This window comes from Mycobacterium sp. NPDC004974 (assembly GCF_053600815.1).
This window is the reverse complement of the sequence record NZ_JBSGAQ010000006.1, coordinates 261,700-283,778: the sequence shown is the minus strand read 5'-3', so window position 1 is coordinate 283,778 and position 22,079 is coordinate 261,700. Positions and strand designations below refer to the sequence as shown.

Genomic DNA, 22,079 nt, shown 5'->3' with positions numbered 1-22,079 from the left:
GTGGTCGATCTCCGCGATCAGCTGCCGTTCGGGGATGAATCTGGGAGTGATCAGTTCTTGTCTCGACCGGAATGTTCTTCGAGGCGTGCGCGGAATCTCTGCACGCCGGGATACTTCTCTCCCAGAGGGGCGATGGTAAAGCCGGTCGCGGCGTAGAAGCCAACTCCGTCAGCGTCGGTTTCTGCAACTAGCGGTAGCTCAGCGGCAGACTGGCGTACCTCTGCCAGGAGGCGACGTCCTAGCCCGGTGCGCCGCGCGGATTGGATTGTCGCGATGTGCAGCAGCGTGATCGCGGTTTTCCCCACGGTGTAACCAACGGCCCCGACGGGCATGCCGCGGTCCGTCGCGATGAGCAGCGTGACCGTGGGGTCATTCCGGTAGCGTTCAACGGCCGCACGGATCTTCGGCGGGTCGTCGCCAATGGCCAACCCCACCACATCGACAACACCCAGCTCATCGATATCTGCCGCCCGTACGATCACCTCGCCCCGGCACAGGTCGGAAACGGTCGCCTTCCATGTCTCCGGGTGGGTGTGCCAGAAGTTGTGCGGGACCCCGTTGACGTTGCGGAACTGTCCCCGTGGAACCAACGCGGCGAGCTGGCGAAGTGGCCAATCGGGCCGAATGTCTTCACCTGCAGCCACGAACGTCATCGGAACACGAGTATCGGCCAGCTGCCGGAACAACTTCGGCTGGTGAATCCACTCGATGAACGACGCGTTGAGTGATTCGTGCACCGCGGCATCCCACGCGATGACCAGGCTATCGTCAATGTGGCGGCGAGACGAGTAGCTCTCCGACCAGGTGCGATCCTTGTGTAACCCGTGCCCGGCGATGCCGACGACCGACTTCACGTGCTCGGGGTGATCCAGTGCGTAGCGGATGCCTAGATCCGATCCGAACGAGTGACCGAGCACCGTCCAGGAATCCACACCCACCGTGGCTCTAATCGTTTCGAGATCGACAACGGCCTGAGCGAGGTCATGGGCACCGCCGCCGGACCGGCCAACGCCCCGCGGCTCGGGAAACCACGCGCGTGTGCCGGCTGGGGCCAAGTAGTCACACTCCAGATAATTCACACAACCCGGGCCGCCCGATAACACCACCACGTCCGGCCCGTCGCCCACCACACCGACGTGCAGCTGCGTCCCATCGCCACAAGACACCGTCACCGACTCCACCCGGCCAAGTCTGCCGTGCTGAACGCTCGTCACCCGGCAAGGCCGGAGGGGTCTGTCTCACTCCTAGAGAACCGGGACAGTCAAGCGGGCCAGTACCCGCCGGGATCACGCTCGTTGCTGCGCGAGCACGTTCTTGAACAGCTCGACCACCCCTTCCGGTGCGCCGGTACCGAAGATGGTGTCGATGGTCTGATGCGCGGCGATCGCTGCCGCCTCACTACGCGGAAACATGATCTGTTCGTATCTACCCAACGCGACTTCGGTCTCTTTTGGGTGCGCGGCAAGGGCCTCGCCGAGTTCGGCACCGTCAAGCATGGCGAGGTTCGCACCATCGCCGCCAGGGACAGTAGCGTGCGCTGCGTCGCCAACAAGCGTGACACCGAGTGTGCGGTTCCAGCGGTGGTGGTCAGGAAGCTGATAGATCTTGCGCAGAACGGGCAATCCGTCGCCTTCCACGATGAGCGCCGTCAGCTTTGGCGACCAGCCGTCGAACTCGGCGGCAATCTGGGAGCGGGAAGAGGTCCCGTCGGTGAAGTCAACCTGGTCAAACCACTCGACGGGTCGGTGCAAAATCACATATGTATGCACCACATTCCCAGACTCGCGGTGCGCCAGAAGCGCTTTCCCCGGCATGACGCAGTAGAGCGCACCGTCTCCGACGGTCTGGGCGATCGCTGAATGCTCCTGGTCCACATCAACTATGTAGGTGTCGACATAGCTCAGCCCCGAGTAGACGGGTTTTTCATCGGAAAGCAAACAGCGCACGGTAGACCACGTTCCGTCGGCGCCGATAAGAACGTCGGTGATCACGGTTGAGCCGTCGGAAAACACGAGCGCATGCCGGCCAGCGCCTATCGCGGTCGCTGACACAAGCTTCCGGCCCCATTGCACTGCATCGGGGGGCAAAGATTCCAGCAGGATGCGGCGAATATCGCCGCGCAGCGTCTCGGGACGTGTCATCGACCCGTCGTCGGGAACCTCGACCAGCACGTTACCGCTCGTGTCATAGACCCGCCGAGCACTGCCACCCCGGTGGATGACGCCGTGGTACTGCTTCGTGAGCCCAGCCATCTCAAGAGCCCGCTGGCCAGTTCCTTCGTGCAGATCTAGCTGCCCGCCTTGGGTTCGGGTACTCGGAGAGTCCTCGGCTTCGTAGACGGTCGCGCCAACGCCCGCAACGTGTAGGACACGCGCGAGTGTCAGACCGCCAAGGCCGGCGCCGATGATGGAGATCGTGGGGATCATGACGGCCTTCCTGTCATTGCATGAGCGGGACGCGCTAATTCCGACGCGCCCGCTCAGGCTCGGGTTTGATTCGGCCCCGGCGGGTTTCGTCGCCCCGACGTTAGCTGTCAACTCTGATGGGGGTCAGTGTCGCTCCTCCCTGAGCGGCTAATCTGCCAGAATCGGCTCGTGGAACACCAGGCTGATCGCCTTTCGCGCGGTGAGTGGTATCTCGATGACGATGAGCTGCAGCAGCGGCGTCTCGACTGCTGGCGCCAGCTCGATTTCTTCAATCTGGCGGCGGCGGACGATGCCAGGACTCGGACCCAGGTCCTAACCGACCTCCTTGGTGAGTTCGGTGACGGTGCGTCGGTGGTGCCGCGGTTCCAATGCAGCTACGGGTACAACATCCGGCTCGGAGCGAATGCGTTCGTCAACGCCAACGGGTTCTTCATGGACGATGCGCCCATCACGATTGGCGCACACGCGAGGATTGGTCCTGGAGCGCAGTTGATGACCGCGTTGCACCCTGTTGATGACCATCGCCAACGCCGTGAAGGGTGGGAGCGAGCAGATCCGATCGTCATCGGTGAGAACGCGTGGCTTGGCGCTTCTGTCACCGTCGGTGCAGGAGTTTCGATAGGGCGCAACGCTGTGATCGGCGCCGGAAGCGTCGTGTTGCGAGACATCCCTGATCACGTTGTCGCCGCCGGATCACCGGCGACGGTTATTCGAAGTACCGCTGTGGAGGCGGATCCGCCATCGCTCCGCCATCAGTCGTGAGATTCCGCCACGTTCCGTGAGAACCTACAAATTCTCTCCCCTAGCGCGCCATATTGGTGAACCGCGAGAAGTGAAGCTGGTGCGCCACAGTGATATTCGCCGTCGGGCCGTTACGGTGCTTGCCCAGGATGATGTCGGCTTCGCCACCACGCGGGTCTTCACGGTCGATCGCGTCCGGGCGGTGCAACAACAGGACCATGTCGGCATCCTGTTCAAGGCTGTTGTGAGCTGTAATTCCTTGTGCCACAAAGTTGCTCGTGCCAGGCACGGTTCCGTCGTACACATCGTGCTCACCGATGCTGGTGATCTCGACGATCTCGTCCCAGAACACATCGTTGAGTGCCAGGTGGTGCAGTTCAGGATCGTTGAGCAAGGCCGCGGCGCGGTGCAGCCGTGACCTGCTCGGCGCGTGCTTCCACATAGCCGAGCCGCAGAACTTCGTGCCCATCGCTACCGCGAACTGCCGGTGCGTCATGCCTTCACGGACCAGAGCCGACTTCACCTGCTGCCAAACCTCTTTCGGCACAGTATCGAGATTCGGGTTGCGCGTGGCGCCCTCGAGATGGGCTAGCACTTCACGGGCCTTGACGCCGCGCTCTCCGTTCACACCGACATGCGCCAGGAATCGCTGCTGGTTGTCTCCGCCGTAGATGAGCACATGCCAGCAGTCGCGGTAACCGACCTTCTTTGCGCGTTTGATCCGCGCGTACACACCGACCCGCAACAACAACTGCGTCACGTCATCGGCGAGCTGCCGGCTTGTCGTGGCGTAGTAAATGCGCGCCTGCCGCGCCGTCGCATCCCAACGCACCGAACCATCCGTCGCCCACAGGTGATGCAGGAACAACGCCACCTGATCGTTGGGTAGCGCGAAAACCTCTTTGGGAACGAACTTCTCGTAGCTGCGCTTGCCGAACAACCCGAGCTTGGCCAGCCACGCGGCGATCGGATTGTGCTTGCCATGCGTCAACCGGTAGGGCGCCGGCAGCCGCAGCGTCGTGACGCGTGCAGCCGGGTACTCGTCCCGCACCGCAGTCACTCCGAAGTGCAGCGCCGAGATCTCGACCTCGAGCAGATTCGCCTGGTCGACGCTGGCGTACCGGATCGGTTGGTGCTTCACGCACGAACCATCACCGATCATGTGTGCAAGCAGGATCACCTCGGAGTCGTGCATGCGCTCGGTCTGCACCGGCTCGGGCACCCGCCGCGGCGTCGCCAACCGATCTCCGACCGCCAACTCACCCAACGGAACCCAGCCGTCCAATGTCATGAACGGGTGGTTGGCAGTGGCCTCCACTTCGCGTCCCGATGCCATGCGCAGAGTGAAGACTTCCTTGCGTCCACTCGGGAACACGTTGGTCATCGGGCGCGCGACCATGTTCTTGTGCTCGTCGAGCGACCACACGAGCGGGCGCTCGCCCGTCGCCATCAGCTCGCCGAACGTCACCTCGGCGCCGTTGTCGGCACGCAGGATTCGGGTACTCGCCGTCATACAGCCCGATTCACGAAGATCCGAGACCTGCGGACGCTTGTCGGTGCGCTGCTCGGGACCACGGTTCAGCTGGCTGATCGCGATCACCGGCACTTCAAGTTCTTTGGCCATCAGTTTCAGGCTTCGGGAGAAGTCCGAGACTTCCTGCTGACGCGACTCGTACTTCTTGCCTGAGCTCATCAGCTGCATGTAGTCGACGACCACGAGCTTCAGATCCGCCTTTTGAGCCAGCCGCCGGCCTTTGGCCCGGATCTCCATCATGGTCAGGTTCGGTGAGTCGTCGATGTAGAGCGGCGCCTCGCTGATCTCGCTCATCCGGCGGGCCAGCTTGGTCCAGTCGTCGTCGCTCATCCGGCCCGAACGCATGTCGGCCAGCTTGATCTTCGCCTCGGCTGAGAGGAGTCGCATGACGATCTCGGACTTACTCATTTCCAGCGAGAAGATGACGCTGGCCATCCGGTGCTTGATCGAGCAGGACCGCATGAAGTCCAGGCCGAGAGTGGAGTTGTGCGTCGGCACCATCGCAGGACCCGCCAGGTACAGATGGGCGGCGTTGTCGACCTCGACGCACCGCACCGGCACGCTGGGCAGCCGCCGAACCGCCGCCACCTGGGTCACCGGCGCCAGCACTGCAGCGCCGCCACGAGAGGTCGGTGCGGCGATGGTGTGCAGACCGGGCCGCAGCTGGGTCGTCGTGCGGACGCCGTCGCCCGTCGGCCACTGATGCTGAGCATCGGCGACAATCACTGTGCCATCGGAGAATTCGACCTCGAAGCACGGCCGGCCGACCATGACCTCGGTGGCTGCGACAACGCGCGTCGGTTCACCGTCAGCGCCGATGAGGTAGTCACCTACCGCAACCTCACCCATCGTGGTCCAGCCACTGGGGGTCGGCAGTGGGGTATCGAGCGCGAGTGCCTTCCCGACACCAGGACGAGCGGCGATGATGATCATCTGCCCGGGGTGCAGACCGTTGGTGATCTCGTCGAATTCGGTGAACCCGGTCGGCACACCCTTGGAGATCCCGCCCGCCGAGGCGATCGCGTCGATCTCGTCCATCGTGGGCTGCAGCAGGTCTTCGAGCGCGACGAAGTCCTCGGACGCGCGCCGTTCGGTGACGTCGTAGATCTCGGCCTGGGCCCGGTCGACCACATCGGTGACATCGGCGCCGTCGGCCCCGGCGTAGCCGTACTGGACCACCCGGGTGCCCGCCTCCACCAACCGGCGCAACAGGGCCTTCTCGGCGACGATGCCGGCATAGAAACCCGCATTGGCAGCGGTCGGCACCGTGGAGATCAGGGTGTGCAGATACGGGGCGCCACCGATGCGGCGCAGCAGGCTCCGGCGATCGAGTTCGGCGGCGACGGTGACGGCGTCGGCGGGTTCACCCCGGCCGTAGAGATCCAGGATCGCGTCGTAGACGTTCTGGTGCGCCGGACGGTAGAAGTCACCGGGACGCAACCGCTCCAATACGTCGGCGATCGCATCCTTGCTCAACAGCATGCCGCCGAGGACCGCCTGCTCGGCCGCCATGTCCTGCGGCGGCTGCCGGCCGAAGTCCTCCCCAGGCGGAGGGCCATCCATCTCCGAATCCGGATGCCCCAGGTCGTCCACCACCGCCACGGACTCCCCACCCCCTTCCGAGCCCCACCTCGCGATGGGCTCGAACGTTTATTCGAATCGGTACTGCAACTGTAAAACAGGGCTCCGACAAAGCTTCGTGACAGCGCTGCGACGCATCACGGTAGACGTTGCTGACGTCGCCCGAAACCACCCCTGTTGATCAACCTGTGGATGGTGTGGGGATAGGTCTCGGTCGCAGTGTTGAGGCTCTGGGGAGAACCTGTGGATCATTCCAGAACAATCTGTTGTTTTCCCAGGTCAGGGTCCCACAAAGGCTGTCAGTGATTGTGTATGGAAAGTTCTTCGGCGTGTCGTGCCGGGTTGCCGTCCCGGGCGTGTTGTGTTGCGCACAGGAACCGCGCCGGTTAACACCCGGTGAGCTTCGCTGTCCAGAGTTTTCCGCTGTGGGTTCGCCAGAGATACAGCAAACGCCCGGGCGGAAACCTGTGCAGGCTCCCACCCGGGCGATTGAGTGCTGGCGGATTTACTCCGCTACGGGATTACTCCGCGACGACATTCAGCGACACCTTGGCTTCCACCCCGGTGTGCAGCTTCACGGTGATCGGATGCGTACCGACCGACTTGATGTGCGCCTTGGGCAGCTGCACGGTGCGCTTGTCCAAGTTGGGGCCGCCGGCCTTCTTGATCACGGCCACGACATCCGCAGCGGTGACCGAGCCGAACAGCTTGCCCGTGTCGGCAGCGGCCTGAACCGGCAGCGACACCTCGCCCAGACCCTCCAGCGCGGTCTTGAGCTCGTTGGCGTGCTCGACGCCACGGATGGACTTCGCATCGCGCGCCCGGCGGATCTCGTCGGCCTGGCGCTCGGCACCACGGGAGGCCACGATGGCCAGCCCGCGGGGCAGCAGATAGTTACGGCCGTAGCCGTCCTTGACCTCGACGGCGTCGCCCGCGACACCCAGGTGCTCCACCTCAGCGGTGAGAATCAGCTTCATTGGTCTATCCCCTACCGCGTCGACGAGCCGAACGGCAGCAGAGCCACCTCGCGGGCATTCTTCACCGCGATGGCGACATCGCGCTGGTGCTGGACGCAGTTGCCGGTCACCCGACGGGCACGGATCTTGCCGCGCTCGCTGATGTAGGTGCGCAGCAGCGCGGTGTCCTTGTAATCGATGATCTGCCCCTTGCCCTTCTTGGAGCAGAACACGCACTTCCGAGTCTTGACCGGCTTTTCCGGTGCCGGCCGCCTCTTAGTGGTCTTGGCCATTGGTTATCTCTTCCTTGCAAAAATTTCGATGTTGATCAGAACGGCGGCTCGTCGTCGGCCCCGCTGAAGGAGCCTGACGCCGGTGCACTACCCCACGGATCGTCCTTGGGCTCGGCAGGGCGCGAAGCGCCACCGCCACCGCCACCGCCGAAGCCGCCGCCACCACCGCCACTACGGCTGGCCTTGTTGACCTTGGCCGTGGCGTAGCGCAGGGACGGACCGATCTCGTCGACCTCGACCTCGACAACGGTGCGCTTCTCACCCTCACGGGTTTCGAAGGAGCGCTGCTTGAGCCGACCGGTGACGATCACCCGCGAACCCCGGGTGAGACTCTCCGCCACGTTCTCGGCGGCCTCACGCCAGATGTTGCACCGCAAGAACAGCGCCTCGCCGTCCTTCCACTCGTTGCTCTGCCGATCGAACATCCTCGGCGTAGAGGCAACGGTGAAGTTGGCGACAGCCGCGCCGGACGGAGTGAAACGCAATTCCGGGTCAGCGGTCAGGTTTCCGACAACTGTGATGGTGGTGTCACCAGCCACGAGATCCTCCTGGGATAGGCATGTCCGTTTGCGCGAAGCCTACGTAGCCCCGCCGACGACTGACAGCCTTTAGTGCTTGTCGGTCCGCATCACCTTGGTCCGCAGCACGGACTCGTTCAGGTTGAGCTGACGGTCGAGCTCGGACACGGTGGCCGGTTCAGCCTTGACATCGACGATGGCGTAGATGCCCTCGGCGTGCTTGGCGATCTCGTAGGCCAGCCGGCGGCGGCCCCAGATATCGACCTTGTCGACACTGCCACCGTCCTTGCGGATGACGTTCAGGAACGCCTCCAGCGAGGGAGCTACGGTGCGCTCGTCGAGTGTCGGGTCGAGAATGACCATGATTTCGTATGGACGCATAAGGAACCCATCACCTCCTATGGTCGTTGCGGCCACGGCGTGTCCGTGGCAGGAGGGTCGCCTGCGTCGGCAACCGGGTTAGGCTACCGGAAACAGCCCTGATCTGCGAAATCCGCATAGCGTGGGCCTGTCGAACATCGAAGATCGAGGGGCGATCTGTGACCTTTCCCAACGGGCCATTTGGTCAGGGGTTTCCTGACCAGCCCGGGTATCCGCCACAGCCGGGCTATCCACAACAACCCGGTTTTCCACCAATGCTGGGCCAACCGCAACAACCCGGTTTCCCGCAACAACCCGGCTACCCAGGCGGACAACCGCCCTATGCACTGGCATCGGGTGAACCCAGCGGGGCCACGGGGATGATCGCCGCCACCCTGGCGGGATTGGGCGGGGTACTCGGCGTGGGCGCCGGAGCAGTCGCCGTCTTCGGTCTCGTCGCTATCGGCAGCCTCAGGCACGCTTCCGGCGGAACTTATGCGCTGATGGTCGTTTCGATGCTCCTCAGCATCATCTTCGGCCTGACGCTCCTCGTCGGGGCGGTACTGCTGTTTCAACGCAAGATGATCGGCCGCTGGCTCGTAGTCGGCGGCTGCGCCGTCGCCATTCTCGGCGGCCTGGTCAGTTTCGGGTTTCGGTGCCGCCCTGGAAAGCGACTACAGCAGCTTTACCGACGGCACCAACCCACTGTCGCTGGTGTCGCTCATCTTCCCCATCGCGACACTCGTGTTGGCCTTGCTGCCATCGACTGGGGCATGGATCGAAGCGAAGCAGAAACCGGTTGCGCCCCAGCCCTACCCGCCGTATCCGGGCTGGTGACCCTCGCTGATCTGCGAATCCGTATGTGCGGGTACGCCCTTCTCCCACGATCGGAGCCACAGTGACCTCTCCCCATGGACCCGAGGGTCAGGATTATTCCCTTCAGCCCGGTTACGCGGAACAGCTCGGCCTCCAACAACCTGACCATCCGGAGGGCGAATCGCAGCCGAACGAACTGGCGCCGGCGCCTACGGCATCGCCGAGCGGGGTCACGGCGATCCTCACAGCTGTCCTGGCCGGGATCGGCGCCCTGTTGACCCTCAGCAACGGCATCCTCGGCCTGACCGGACTCGCCGCTCTGGCCGGCGACGCGGGCTTGCGAACCCTGGCCCTGAGAACCCCCGGAGTGCTCGCAATGACGGTCCTCGCGACGCTGCTGAGCGTCGCCTGCGGACTCCTGCTCCTGGCCGGCACGGTGGCGCTGTTGCGGCACAAGATGATTGGCCGCCGCCTCATCGTCATCGGCTGCGGATTGATCATCGCGGGAAGCCTGATCAGTCTCGGCCTGAGTCTGGCCGCGACATCCAGCTACGGGGCCGGTGCCATCAACGGGCTGGCAATCCTGAGCCTCGCACTGCCGATTGCCATCATCGTGACGGCTTCACTGCCGTCAACCACGGCGTGGATCCGGGCGGATCTGTGACCTTTCCCAATTGGCCCGAGGGTCAGGGGTTTCCCGAGCAACAGAACTTTTCGCAACAGCCCAGTTTCCAGGTCCAGCCGCCGGTCTACTCGAACCAGGCCGGCTACCCGGGCGGCGATTCGACACCGCCCCGCAACCCGAGCGGTGCCACCGCAATCACCGCCGGCATCCTGGCGCTACTTGGCGGACTGTTCGGCATCTTCTTCGGCGGAGTGTGCGTGGCCGTCATGATCGGTGACCGTGAATTCGACGCCATGGGCACAGTCTTGGGCCTGTTCAGCATCGCCTTCGGGCTGGTGCTCTTCAGCGGAGCGATACTGCTGTGGCGGCACAAGATGATCGGCCGCTGGCTCATCGTCGGCGGATGCGCTGTGGCCATCCTGCTCGGGCTGCTCAGCTTCGCTGAATTGCTCATCGGCATCTCAGGTAAACCCACCCACGAACCCGCCGCGTTCGCCATCCTCGCTGTGCTGGGGTTCGGCTTCCCGTTGTTGACGCTGGTACTGGTCTTGCTGTCGTCGACCACAGGGTGGATCTGCGCAACGCAGAGTCCGCAGAACCCGGATGCGGCTCAGGCTTCTTCACCGTTCCAGGGGTATCCCCCGTATCCGGGCTATCAGGGCTGAGCTGAAACAGGCTCCGCCGGAGCCGGTTCGATCCGGACTCGGTCAGCCGAGGGCCGCAGCCAGTCCGGCAGCCAGCGCGGCGGGTTGTCGGGCGCGCGGTCGAACACCCCGCCGGTGGGATCGTCGATGCGGCCGCCGTGGCGGACCCGATCGAGCTCCGGACGATAGATCTGGCGAATGACCAACGCACACAACACGATCACCGCGAGGTCGCGCAGCAGCACGGTGGTGGTGAACCACTGCTCGGGCAGTCCCTTGTTCTGTTCGCCGTACAGATAAAGCATGCGCGGCACCCACACCAGGGCGTCGATCGTCATCCACGCCAACAGAATTCGGCGATGCGGGAGCGCCAGCACCGCCAGCGGCACCAGCCACAGTGAGAACTGCGGGCTCCACACCTTGTTGGTCAGCAGGAAGGTGGCCACCACCAGGAACGCCAGTTGCGCCACCCGGGGCCGCTGGGGTGCCGTCAACGCGATGTAGCCGATCGCAATACAGCAGGCCGCGAACAACACCGCCGTGACCGTGTTGAGCACCGTCGGCGGCTGCCAGAAACCGAGGTCCGGGTCGAAGCCGCGCCAATCACTGAACGACTTCACCACGTTGTAGAGCGAGTCCATGTCGTCGCCGCGACGGGTGTTGAGCCGGAAGAACTCTGACCACCCCCGCGGGAAGAGCACCATGATCGGCAGATTGATCAGCAACCACGTCACGACGGCGGTCAGCGCCGCCTTGCCGACCTCACGCAGACGGCCGGTGCGCAGCCCGAGCAGCACCAGCGGGACGAACAGCAACAGCGGATACAGCTTGGCCGCCACGCCAATTCCGATCAACGCCCCGGCCCACACCGGTTTTCGCCGAGCCCACGCCAGCATCGCGCCCGCGGCGGCTGCGGTGGCCAGCGCGTCGAAGTTGGTGAACACCTGGAAGATCACAATCGGGGACCCCGCCACCAGCGCGGCATCCCACACCCGCCGGCCGGCCATGCGCGAGGTGGCCCAGATCGTGGCCAACCAGGCCAGCGCCAGGCCGAAAGCCGAGATGTTGAAGAACATCACTACTTCGGCCACCAGCGGGACCGACACCAGCTTGGTCACCGCGGTGTAGGTCTTGGCCAGTGACATCGACACGTACTGGTAAACCCCGGTGAGCACCGGGTACTCCATGTAGCGGATCGCCGGGCTGCCGTCGTACTGCATGCGCGGCTTGCCGGTCGAGTCGTTCTCGACCCAACTGGATTTGTACGGAAACTTGCCGAGGTTCAACAGCTCTGCGGTGTACAGCGGAACCGTGTCGGAGTAACACAGCTCGTAGTAAGCCCGGTTGTTCTCCCAGTTGGCCACCCGCTCGCCTGCGGTGCCCTTGCCCGTCGTCTGCAGGCAGGCGGCCTTGGTCGTATATCCCAACGCCAGGAACACCACGGCGATCACAAACATCACTCGCAGCGGGGTCATGAACCGTGAGCGCCCGATCAACGCATGACGGCCGACGGGTCCGCCGACCGTCTGCGACAGCGCCTCGGCCAGCCGGTCATTGCGGCTGGGTAGGTCGCGGTCGTCGGCGCTCCGCTCGTCCTCGGCGAGCGGAGCCGGCGATACCCGGTCCGTCACGGAGGCGGCGGTGGCACCGGACCGCCCGGCGCAAATGGAGCTCCCGGCGGCGGTCCGATCGGCACGGTCGTCGGGGGGCCGATGGGAATCGTGATGCCCGGGGCCACTTCGATGGTCGGCTGAATCACGGTCTCCGAGGGCATCACCGCGATCGGCGGGCCGCCCGGCATACCGGGAGCGGGCGGGGGCAGAGGGGCCTGCGGCACACCCGCATAGCCACCGATCTCGGTCGGCTTCGGGAACGTCTCGTTGTCGCTACCCTTCAGCGCACCGTCCATCGTGGCTTTCCAGATGTCCGACGGCAGCCCGGATCCGTAGACCGGGCCACCACCCGGAGTCTTCAAGGGGTTCACACCGTCCGAGGTACCCAACCAGACCGCGGTCGAAAGCGACGGCGTGTATCCGACCATCCAGGCGTCGCGATTGTCGCCGGTGTCGCCGAGCTGGTTGGTGCCCGTCTTGGCGGCCGAGGCGCGCCCGCCGGCCAGGTTGTGTCCGCGCGACCAACCGGCGATCGGCTGCATGGCCGCTGAGACGTTGTCGGCGACCGCCTTGTCGATCCGCTGTTCACCGTTGTCCTGGCTGGATGCGTCGAACAGCACCTGCCCCGAGGAGTTCACGACCTTCTGCACGAAGTGCGGCTTGTGATAGACGCCGGAGGCCGCCAGCGTCGCGTACGCCGAGGCCATGTCGATCACCCGGGACTGGTACTGGCCCAGCACCACACCGTTGTTCGGCGGGCCGCCCTTGCCGTCTTCGGACAGTGTGTGCTCGACGCCCGGGAAACTCTCGGCCACGCCGGCATCGTGTGCGGCCTTGGCCACGTCCTCGGGACCGTGCTCGAGCTTGAGCATCAGGCGGTAGTAGCTGGTGTTGAGCGACCGCTTGAGCGCCTCGGCGATCGAGCAGGTGCCGCACCCCTCACCTTCGACGTTGCTGATCTTGATGCCGTTGACGGTGATCGGCCCGCTGTCGACCTGGTAGCCCAGGCCGATGCCCTGCTGCAGGGCCGCGACGAGCGCGAACACCTTGAACGACGAACCCGTCGGCAGACCGGCCTGGGCGAAGTCGAAGCCATTGGCGTCGGAGCCGCCGTAGTAGGCCTTGACCGCACCGTCATGCGGATCGATCGAGACCACCGCGGTCCGCATGTCGGGGTCTTGCCCGTCCATGTACTTCGACACCGCGTTCTCCGCGGCCTGCTGGGCCTGCGGGTCGATCGTGGTGGTGACCTGCAGACCCTCGGTGTTCAGGGCCTGCTCGCTGATGTCGAACAGATCCAGCAGTTCCTTGGTGACCTGCCGCTCGATCAGTCCGTTCGGGCCGGTGGTCTGGTTTGCCTGGCGGGCCTGGTCCGGCGGCACGGTCGGCGGGAACACCTGACCGGCCCGGTCCTGGGCTGACAGCGCGCCCATGTCGACCATGCCGTCGAGCACCCAGTTCCACCGCTCGGCAGCGCCCTCCGGGTCCACCGACGGGTCCAGCGTCGACGGGCGCTGGATCAGCGCGGCCATCAAGGCGCCCTCGGCGACGTTGAGTTGCTCGACCGGCTTGTCGAAGTACGCCTTGGCCGCCGCAGCGATCCCGTACGAGCCGCGACCGAAATAGATCATGTTCAGATACGCCTGCATCACAGCGTCTTTGGACCATTCGCTGGCCATCTTGGTCGAGATGACCAACTCCTTGGCCTTGCGGATCAAACCGCCGACGCCTGAGCGCTCGTCACCGACCAATGCGTTCTTGACGTACTGCTGAGTGATGGTCGATCCGCCCTGCAGATCACCGCCCACCAGGTTGTTCTTGATCGCGCGCAACAGCGCGGTGAACGAGAAGCCCGGATTGGTGTAGAAATCGCGGTCCTCGGCGGCCATCACCGCATTGCGGACGTGCTCCGGGATCTTGTCGATGCCGACGTCGACCCGGTTGCCTTCGGGCGGCACGATCTTGGCGATCTCGCTGCCGTCGCTGGCCAGGATCGTCGATACCTGGTTGGTGCGGATGTCACCGGGCTGCGGGACGTCGACGATCATGTACGCCATACCGAAGGTCACCAGCGGAAGCAGGATCATTGCCGCCACCGCGGCTATCGACAGGCGTCGCACCAACTTCCAGTTGATGTGGAATTGCCGCGTCGCCTTGGGGCCCGGCCCCGACGGACCCGAGGGGCCCGATCCACGGCCGCCTCCCGGCGGCGGGGGCGGAGGCGGAGATTTGGGTGGCTGCGGTTTGGGTGGCGGTGTGCCGCCCATCGCCGCCCTGACGACATCGAGCGGGGCCGGCCCGCCGTCACGTACCGGCGGCAGCACCGTGGTGAGCCGATCGTCGGGCGGTACCACCGGACGACCGGGACGACCCGCGGGACCGTTCTCCCGTCCCGTGGGTGCCTTCTCGCGACCCGGAGCCCGGTTCTCCCGCATCGGCGGCTTCTCCAGCATCGGGGGCTTCTCCAGCATCGGGGGCTTCTCCCGCGCAGGCGGGTTCTCCCGAGCCGGTGGGTTCTCTCGCGCAGGCGGCCGGTTTTCGCGCGCGCCGAGGCGGTCAGCCGCATTACGGATGTCGTTGGCTGACCGGCTATGGCGCCCTTCGCTATTCACTGGCCGTACGCGCCGACTTGCGCGTGCCTCGAGTGCCACGTGCCTTCGGCGGCCGAGGCGCGCCCAGGACATATGACTTGACCAAATGATTCCAACTGCAGGTGCGGCATACCTCAACCACATGGACTGCGAACTCGTCGTAACGAGTTGCCAACATCACCAGCTCCTCCGCGGTGCGCGCTGAGCCCGACACCGGGCCCAGATGATCACCGAAAACCCACGACACCAGCGTGAGCTGCTCTTTACGGCAGATCGGACACATCACCGAACTCTGCTTGCCGTGAAACTTTGCCGCGCGCAGCAGGTACGGGTTGGCGTCACAGACCTCCGAGACGCCGGTGCGCCCCGAATAGACCTCAGCCAGCAGGGACCGCCGCCGAAGCGCGTAGTCCACCACCTGTCTCTGCAATCGCACGATGACCAGAGTACGTCGACCCCCTACACGCCGAGGCGCGACCGCGTCACAGCTCCTACGATCATCGGCGTGGCAACTCGGCAGACCGCGACCACGCGGGCCAAAGACAGCGATCGCAACGACACCTGCAAAGTGCTCGACAACGCACTCGGTGAGGGCCAGTTGTCCATGGAAGAGCACCGCCAACGAGTGTCGGCGGCGACCAACGCCACGACCCTGGGGGATCTCGCCCGTCTGGTCGAGGATCTGCAGAACGCGGATTCACCTGTGCAGTTGCCGACGCTGACCAAGCCCCGCCTGCCCCGCGTCCGCAAGCCGGCCGGCTCCGGGTGGGGGCTGCGGCTGGCCTCGGCCGCCGTACTGGTCGTGCTCGGGATCGGTATCGGCTGGGGTTTGTACGGAAACACCTCCTCACCGTTGAGCTTCAACCCCGACCCGGGAGCCGTGCCCGACGGCATCGCCCCGGTGGTGCTGACCCCGCCGACACAGCTGCAATCGCTCAACGGCGTCAAGGGACTGTTCGAGCAGATGCGCCAGAAGTTCGGCAACACCATGGGCTTCGAACTGCACATCGATCCGGACTCGGCGATGGCGTATCGGCCGGACCCGCGGGACAGCCGGATGAAGGTCTATTACCGGTACACCGGCGGATGGGGCGATCCCAGCAGCTCGCCCAGCACTCTCAACAGCGAGGACCGGCTCGTCGACCTCGCGGCGTTCGACTACGAGAAGGTCCTCGGGATCATGCGGGGCGCGCCCGACACGCTCAACACCAAACGCGCCGACGTGAAGAGCACCTGGCTGCGCATCACACCGTCCGAAGATCCGTCGACGCCTGAGGCCATCAACATCGATGTCATCGTCAGCAGCGATTTCGGGGGCGGGACCATCAACCTGTACCCGGACGGCACCGTCAAGGGGATGTACCGCAACAACGGGTGAGCCGGCCCTCGGCTGCCGCCGTCATTCGCCGGGCCTTCGTCATCGCTCCGACGTGACGCTCGGGCCCGGCCACCGGTCCATGACTATCGGCATTCACTTGGCGCCAAATATATCGGCGCGATACAGTTTGGCGAGGTGTTGATCCGTCGTAGCGATCAATTCCATCTGATCTGTCGAAAGGGGTGATCTCGATGCTGGAGCTCGCAGTCCTGGGCCTCTTGCTCGAATCACCGATGCACGGCTACGAGCTGCGCAAGCGATTGACGGGTCTGTTGGGGGCGTTCAGAGCGTTCTCGTATGGCTCGCTCTACCCGGCATTACGTCGCATGCAGGCCGACGGCCTGATCGTCGAGGACGCCGCACCCTTGGGACCGACCAAGGTGCGCCGGGCTCGGCGGGTGTATCAGCTGACTGATGCCGGCAAGCAGCGGTTCAGCGAGTTGGTCGCCGACACGGGGCCACAGAACTTCTCCGACGACGGGTTCGGTGTCCACCTCGCCTTCTTCAACCGCACCCCGGCCGAGGCCAGGATGCGAATCCTGGAGGGGCGGCGCCGTCAGGTGGAGGAACGCCGGGAAGGTCTGCGCGAAGCCGTGACGCGGGCCAGTAGTTCGTTCGACCGCTACACCCGTCAGCTGCACCAGCTGGGCCTGGAGTCCAGTGAACGAGAAGTCAAATGGCTCAACGAGTTGATCGCGGCCGAACGTACGGCGCAGGGACGCTCGGAAAACGCATGAGCACAGCCCCGCACATGGCCCCAGGCCGAGCACACAGAACGAGTAAGGAGATCGTCCATGTCTGAGCACGCAGGAGAAATCCGGGTCGCCATCGTCGGCGTCGGTAACTGCGCATCGTCACTGGTCCAGGGCGTGCAGTACTACCACAACGCCGATGAGAACACGACCGTGCCGGGCTTGATGCACGTGAAGTTCGGCCCCTACCACGTGCGTGACGTGAAGTTCGTGGCCGCGTTCGACGTGGACGCCAAGAAGGTCGGCTTCGACCTGTCCGAGGCCATCTTCGCCTCCGAGAACAACACCATCAAGATCGCCGACGTGCCGCCGACCAACGTGACGGTGCAGCGCGGCCCGACCCTCGACGGCATCGGCAAGTACTACGCCGACACCATCGAGATCTCCGACTTCGAGCCCGTCGACGTGGTCAAGGCGCTCAAGGACGCCAAGGTCGACGTGCTGGTCTCCTACCTGCCGGTGGGCTCCGAAGAGGCCGACAAGTTCTACGCCCAGTGCGCCATCGACGCCGGCGTGGCCTTCGTCAACGCGCTGCCGGTGTTCATCGCCTCCGACCCGGTGTGGGCCAAGAAGTTCGAGGACGCCGGTGTCCCGATCGTCGGCGACGACATCAAGAGCCAGGTCGGCGCTACCATCACCCACCGCGTGATGGCCAAGCTGTTCGAGGACCGCGGCGTCACGCTGGACCGCACCTACCAGCTCAATGTCGGCGGCAACATGGACTTCCTGAACATGCTGGAGCGCTCGCGCCTGGAGTCCAAGAAGGTTTCCAAGACCCAGGCCGTCACCTCCAACCTGACCGGCTCGCTGGCCGGCAAGGTCGAGGACAAGAACGTCCACATCGGCCCGTCCGACCACGTCGCGTGGCTCGATGACCGCAAGTGGGCCTACGTGCGCCTGGAAGGCCGCGCCTTCGGTGACGTGCCGCTGAACCTGGAGTACAAGCTCGAGGTGTGGGACTCGCCGAACTCTGCCGGTGTGATCATCGACGCGGTGCGCGCCGCCAAGATCGCCAAGGACCGCGGCATCGGCGGCCCCATCGAGGCGGCCTCGGCCTACCTGATGAAGAGCCCGCCCAAGCAGATCGCCGACGACGTCGCGCGCGTCGAGCTGGAGACCTTCATCGAGGGCTAGTTCTTCTTTCACCGAGAGTGCGGTGAGATCGCGAATTTCCGTCCGGATGCGATCTCACCGCACTCTCGGCGTATAAAGGGCCCGTGGTGAGCGACGACGCTTTGACTGGTCTTGACGAGTTCGGCCTGCTGCACGAGAACGCCGAACAGATCGGCGCGAGTGGCCCGCTGCCTGCGGTCGAACGCATCGAGCAGGGGCCGATCAGCGCGCTGAAATTCGGCACCGACGCCCCACGGATCGTGTTCCTGCACGGCGGCGGCCAGAACGCGCACACCTGGGACACCGTGATCCTCGGCCTCGGCGAAACCGCCCTGGCCGTCGATCTGCCCGGCCACGGCCGTTCGGCCTGGCGCGAGGATGGCGACTACGGCCCGAAACTCAATGCGGCGAGCCTGATTCCGGTCCTAGAGGCGCACGCCCCCAACCCGCGACTGGTGGTCGGCATGTCGCTGGGCGGCCTGACCGCGCTGCGGATCGCGGCGACCGAACCCCGGCTGGTACCCGAACTCGCGCTCGTCGACGTCACACCGTCGGCACCCGAGCGGCACAACGAGATGACCAAGGCCCAGATGGGCACCGTCGCCCTGGTGCGGGACAACCGCACCTTCCCGACATTCCAGGCGATGCTCGACGTGACCGTCGCGGCCGCCCCACATCGGGACCGGAATTCGTTGCGGCGCGGCGTCTTCCACAACTCCAAACAGCTCGACGACGGCACCTGGACCTGGCGGTACGACACGTTCCGCAAGGGTGACGGGTTTGAGGGCCTGTGGGACGACGTCCCGGCGATCACCATGCCCACCACCCTGATCCGCGGGGCCAACTCGTTCTTCGTCAACGACGAGGACGCCGACACCTTCGCCAGGACCGCGCCCGGCTTCCAGCGCACGCACGTCGTCGCCGACTCCGGGCATTCGGTGCAGGGCGATCAGCCGGCGGCACTCGTGCAGCTACTGCGCGGCCTGCTCAGCGACTGAGCACCGCCGTGACATCGGTGACGACCTCTGAGGTGAACACCACACCGAGATCGCCGAACGTACCCTCACTCACTTCCACCTGAATGGTCTGGGAGTCGATCTCCCGCGGATCGAACGGTATGCCCGGATCCACCCAGATGCCCACCGATCGACTCCGGGGTGCCGGGCGGCTGACGTCGTGCCGCAGCGGGCCGTCGAGCGGCTCACCGACCGTCCAGCCGCGACTGGCCAGGCCCAGCAATGCGAAGGTCTCGGCCCGCGCATCTTCGAAGCGCCGCAGGGTCTTGCCGGCCAGGTCTTCTCCGGTCGCCCGGATCACCTCACGCGCCACCTGCGGAAACGGTTGCAGGATCTCGTAGTCGGCGAACACCTCGGCCCAGCCGGCCAGACTGCCGTGCAGAGGATGAACGATCCCGACCGGCAGGTCCGGGTCCAGCGCCGCAGTGGTGTCGTCGACGTCGGCATAGCTGCGGTCCTCGGCGATCCGAAAAGTGGTTGCCAATGACCCTGACTCGTCGAACTGCCCCCACACCAGACGCCGGGCCAGGTGCACCATCACGGGGTGATTCGCGAAGATCAGTTCAAATTCCGTTGCAGTCCAACGCCGTTCGTGGATCATCGCGGTTTCGAGCCGCGGCAGCTGTTCCTTGGCCACGACTCGGGCCTCGCGTTTGAGGCGGGTGAACCGCCGATGCGACTCCTCGGCAACCTCGGCGTCGTCACGCACGCCGGGCTTCGGGAAACTACGCAACCGCGCGCCGTCCTGGTCGCGCACCACCGGTTGGAGCAATTCGTCGAACTCGACCGTGAACCGCCGGGGGCCGTAGTCGAACACCGCCGCCGACGCTTCGTCGAGTCCGAGGTCGGGTATCAGGCGATCCGCCATCTGCTCGTCGGAAAGACCCCGCGCGACGGCGATCTCGCCGAGCCGCTCAGCCGCCTTGTCCTTCAACGGCTTCGACCGCCCCTTCTTGGACAGCCGGAACAACGTCAGCAGCGCGTGGTCGGTGCCGATGGTGCTCAGGACGTCCAGCCCGTGCGGTATCCGTCCGCCCCTGCCCTGGCTCGGCCAGGCTTTGACCATCTCGGCGATGCGGTCGACGCTCTCGTCGTCGGCAAACCACGCCAACGCGTCCAGGGCCCACTTGTGCGCACCCGGCGCGCCGAACGCCCACCACGCCTCGAAGAGCGCCCAGCTGAACGCGTTGAGGCTGGCCACGTCGCACAGGTCCATCAGCTGGGTGACCCCCGCGTACGGGAGCACCGGCCCGGACAGCATCAGCATCACCGCGACGGACTCCACGGCGTCGGGTGGAAGTTGCGAACCGTCGGCCAGCCGCACGGGCGTAGCCAGCGTCGACCGAGCCCAATCCGGAAGCCGGGGCACACGTTTCGGCAGTACCAACAGTGGGTCGACGGCCAACACCGCCGTCACCAGCGGGACAGCTTCGGAATCGTGCCGGCGCACCGCCTCGATCACTTCGTCGACCGAGCTGTGTGCCGCGAGGTAGCGCAGCGCAGTGTGGGCGGCACCACGGGTCTCGGCGGCGTCGGTGGCCGCAGGCAGCAGGTACGGCGCTATGTCCGGTCCGTGCCGGTGCAGGTAGGCACGAGCCACAGCGATCAGCGAACGGCGTTGTCCAGAAAGCCATTCGGCGATCCGGACCGCGACGAGTTCGCTACGGATGGGGCCGAGGTAAGCCACATCAGAGCACTTGTCCGCGTAGGCGAGGGCGAGGTAGTCCAGGCGGGGGCCGAGCCGAAGGAGTGCCGCCCCGCACCATTCGCCGTAGTAGTACGGCCGCCACTGCGGTGTCCAGCCCGAGGCGATGAGCTTCTCCACCAGGCGGTCTGGACCGTGGACGAGAATGTCGCGCTCACAGATCCATTCGCCCGACTCCTCGCGATGCCGTTCGATGTCGGCCCAGCTGCGCAGCATCCTCGGCGGCTGCGCAGCGACTCGGCGGGCGACCGTGAGCTCCTCGTCAGTCCAAAACAGTTCGGGTGATGGCGCTCGTAGCGGCCGGGACGGGACAGGCAGCTTCGGCGACTTGGCGGCCCGCTTCCACGGCGGAGTGGCCAACAATTCCGGCAAGGCGCACGCCTGCGACAGCGCAGCCGGTGCAGGCACGGCCGCGCCGAGCAACTCCCGGGCCAGGTCGTCGTCACGCCCCGCGAGGAGGCGGTCCGCCCGCTGCGGGAAGTTGCGGACCGCGCGGGCCAGCCCCGGCCGGACACCTTCCCGGCCGGAATACGTCAACAGTGTCTCGAACGCGGCGTCGACGGGCAGACATGCGAGCGCCTCGGCGACCACCCCGACCCGTTCTTTGGACAGATACTCGCGCAACAGCCGGTCCAGCATCGGGACCAGGGCGTCACCGAACCGATCGACCAGCGTGGGCAGGATGTGGCGGTAGTCCTGGTAGTACGAGGCTCCGCTGGTCGCGAAGAGCAGGCGGTGCACATCGTCGATCGAGTCGACCGAGGTCAACAACTCCAGGCGCGAGCGGTCCTCAGAGAGGCCGATCGGGGTGCGGCACGCTTCGACGACCCACTGTTGGTTCGTCGGCAACATGAACGCGGCAGCGCATTTGGCCTGTGCGGTGTCGCGAGCGGTGTCGATCGCCGACATCACTCGGTCGTAGTGGGCGGATTCGATCCGCGTGAGCCGTTCCCGCATCCGCCGGGCCAGTCCGAATCGGTCGACACCATGTGGCATTCGGGGGATCGGGTAATCCGTGCTGGACCAGAAATTGAACACCCATCGCGGGGACCGCATCACTGCCAGCGCCGCGAACTCGAATCCGTAGTCGGCGATCCAGAAATCCACCCAGTCCGCCGGCCGGGCATCGGCGACCAGTTCCAGTCCGGCAATCACCGCGGCGCCCAATGGATCGTTGCCACCGGGCGCCAGAAACCGTCGGAGCGCCACGGCCAGCTCCTCGACCATTCCGCGGTAGCCGGCGACCGCTTCCAACTCGACTCGGTGGGTGTCGGTGATCGCGGTTCGAATGCCTGCGACGACGTCGTCACGCACGTCGGCGATCGGCACCTCGGGGCCGTCGCGGCGTGGCAGGATCGACCGGCGCCAACTCGGGGACATCACCACGGCCGTCAACATTCCCCCTTCGTGTATGCCC

The 22,079-nt window shown here is 65.3% G+C and carries 19 protein-coding genes; 8 read left to right on the top strand and 11 right to left on the bottom strand.

Annotated features, from left to right (window positions below; all coding sequences use genetic code 11):
* Positions 1–50: 50 nt before the first annotated feature.
* Both ACWEFV_RS16830 and ACWEFV_RS16825 read right to left on the bottom strand, forming a co-directional pair.
* Positions 51–1,181, bottom strand: coding sequence for an alpha/beta fold hydrolase (locus ACWEFV_RS16830; RefSeq protein ID WP_450070991.1), 1,131 nt, complete (start codon positions 1,179–1,181; stop codon positions 51–53).
* Between the two features lie 105 nt (positions 1,182–1,286).
* The gene (locus ACWEFV_RS16825; protein WP_450070990.1) at positions 1,287–2,426 is read right to left on the bottom strand and encodes an FAD-dependent oxidoreductase; all 1,140 of its coding nucleotides are present in this window, start codon (positions 2,424–2,426) and stop codon (positions 1,287–1,289) included.
* A 168-nt stretch (positions 2,427–2,594) separates the two neighbouring features.
* On the opposite strand from ACWEFV_RS16825, the gene ACWEFV_RS16820 reads away from it, so the two are divergent.
* Positions 2,595–3,188, top strand: a complete 594-nt coding sequence (locus ACWEFV_RS16820) for a sugar O-acetyltransferase (protein WP_450070989.1) — start codon at positions 2,595–2,597, stop codon at positions 3,186–3,188.
* A gap of 40 nt (positions 3,189–3,228) precedes the next feature.
* Here the strand turns inward: ACWEFV_RS16820 and ACWEFV_RS16815 are convergent, their stop codons facing one another.
* The 5 genes from ACWEFV_RS16815 to rpsF all read right to left on the bottom strand — a co-directional run bounded on the left by ACWEFV_RS16815 (position 3,229) and on the right by rpsF (position 8,430).
* Positions 3,229–6,303: a replicative DNA helicase gene (locus ACWEFV_RS16815; protein ID WP_450070988.1), complete on the bottom strand. Its 3,075-nt coding sequence runs from the start codon at positions 6,301–6,303 to the stop codon at positions 3,229–3,231.
* 500 nt (positions 6,304–6,803) lie between these two features.
* Entirely contained in the window at positions 6,804–7,259 is a 456-nt protein-coding gene (gene rplI / locus ACWEFV_RS16810) for a 50S ribosomal protein L9 (RefSeq protein ID WP_044514249.1), read from the bottom strand.
* Positions 7,260–7,270: 11 nt separating this feature from the next.
* The gene (gene rpsR, locus ACWEFV_RS16805) at positions 7,271–7,531 is read right to left on the bottom strand and encodes a 30S ribosomal protein S18 (protein ID WP_135459648.1); all 261 of its coding nucleotides are present in this window, start codon (positions 7,529–7,531) and stop codon (positions 7,271–7,273) included.
* Positions 7,532–7,566: 35 nt separating this feature from the next.
* Positions 7,567–8,070, bottom strand: a complete 504-nt coding sequence (locus ACWEFV_RS16800) for a single-stranded DNA-binding protein (RefSeq protein WP_450070987.1) — start codon at positions 8,068–8,070, stop codon at positions 7,567–7,569.
* 69 nt (positions 8,071–8,139) lie between these two features.
* Positions 8,140–8,430 carry a 30S ribosomal protein S6 gene (gene rpsF, locus ACWEFV_RS16795; protein WP_135459650.1) on the bottom strand — a complete coding sequence of 97 codons (291 nt, stop codon included), beginning with the start codon at positions 8,428–8,430 and terminating at the stop codon, positions 8,140–8,142.
* 158 nt (positions 8,431–8,588) lie between these two features.
* Between rpsF and ACWEFV_RS16790 the strand changes: the two genes are divergently transcribed.
* Genes ACWEFV_RS16790 through ACWEFV_RS16780 form a run of 3 tightly spaced genes read left to right on the top strand, consistent with a single transcriptional unit; the run spans position 8,589 to position 10,515 of the window.
* Positions 8,589–9,311 carry a hypothetical protein gene (locus ACWEFV_RS16790; RefSeq protein ID WP_450070986.1) on the top strand — a complete coding sequence of 241 codons (723 nt, stop codon included), beginning with the start codon at positions 8,589–8,591 and terminating at the stop codon, positions 9,309–9,311.
* Positions 9,308–9,889, top strand: coding sequence for a hypothetical protein (locus ACWEFV_RS16785; protein WP_450070985.1), 582 nt, complete (start codon positions 9,308–9,310; stop codon positions 9,887–9,889). The genes ACWEFV_RS16790 and ACWEFV_RS16785 overlap by 4 nt, the downstream gene beginning before the upstream one ends.
* On the top strand, positions 9,886–10,515 hold the full coding sequence (locus ACWEFV_RS16780) for a hypothetical protein (protein ID WP_450070984.1): 630 nt from the start codon (positions 9,886–9,888) through the stop codon (positions 10,513–10,515). Before ACWEFV_RS16785 ends, ACWEFV_RS16780 begins: the two co-directional genes overlap by 4 nt.
* Here ACWEFV_RS16780 and ACWEFV_RS16775 read toward each other — a convergent pair.
* From ACWEFV_RS16775 to ACWEFV_RS16765, 3 genes are all read right to left on the bottom strand, one after another.
* Entirely contained in the window at positions 10,506–12,125 is a 1,620-nt protein-coding gene (locus ACWEFV_RS16775) for a glycosyltransferase family 87 protein (RefSeq protein ID WP_450070983.1), read from the bottom strand. The genes ACWEFV_RS16780 and ACWEFV_RS16775 overlap by 10 nt on opposite strands.
* A complete protein-coding gene (locus ACWEFV_RS16770) occupies positions 12,122–14,542 on the bottom strand; it encodes a transglycosylase domain-containing protein (RefSeq protein ID WP_450071027.1) in 2,421 nt (806 codons plus the stop codon). Before ACWEFV_RS16770 ends, ACWEFV_RS16775 begins: the two co-directional genes overlap by 4 nt.
* 169 nt (positions 14,543–14,711) lie before the next feature.
* The gene (locus ACWEFV_RS16765; RefSeq protein ID WP_036443617.1) at positions 14,712–15,134 is read right to left on the bottom strand and encodes a DUF5318 domain-containing protein; all 423 of its coding nucleotides are present in this window, start codon (positions 15,132–15,134) and stop codon (positions 14,712–14,714) included.
* Positions 15,135–15,203: 69 nt separating this feature from the next.
* Here ACWEFV_RS16765 and ACWEFV_RS16760 point away from each other — a divergent pair, with 69 nt between their 5' ends.
* The 4 genes from ACWEFV_RS16760 (at position 15,204) to ACWEFV_RS16745 (ending at position 18,939) form a co-directional block, all read left to right on the top strand.
* Positions 15,204–16,076, top strand: a complete 873-nt coding sequence (locus ACWEFV_RS16760) for a DUF1707 SHOCT-like domain-containing protein (protein WP_450070982.1) — start codon at positions 15,204–15,206, stop codon at positions 16,074–16,076.
* A 191-nt stretch (positions 16,077–16,267) separates the two neighbouring features.
* Complete coding sequence (locus ACWEFV_RS16755; RefSeq protein ID WP_167858052.1) at positions 16,268–16,813, top strand: PadR family transcriptional regulator; 546 nt, start codon at positions 16,268–16,270, stop codon at positions 16,811–16,813.
* 57 nt (positions 16,814–16,870) lie between these two features.
* Entirely contained in the window at positions 16,871–17,962 is a 1,092-nt protein-coding gene (locus tag ACWEFV_RS16750) for an inositol-3-phosphate synthase (protein ID WP_044514262.1), read from the top strand.
* Between the two features lie 83 nt (positions 17,963–18,045).
* Complete coding sequence (locus ACWEFV_RS16745; protein ID WP_450070981.1) at positions 18,046–18,939, top strand: alpha/beta fold hydrolase; 894 nt, start codon at positions 18,046–18,048, stop codon at positions 18,937–18,939.
* Here the strand turns inward: ACWEFV_RS16745 and ACWEFV_RS16740 are convergent.
* Complete coding sequence (locus tag ACWEFV_RS16740; protein WP_450070980.1) at positions 18,929–22,060, bottom strand: DUF4132 domain-containing protein; 3,132 nt, start codon at positions 22,058–22,060, stop codon at positions 18,929–18,931. The two genes, ACWEFV_RS16745 and ACWEFV_RS16740, sit on opposite strands and share 11 nt — an antisense overlap.
* Between the last annotated feature and the right edge of the window lie 19 nt (positions 22,061–22,079).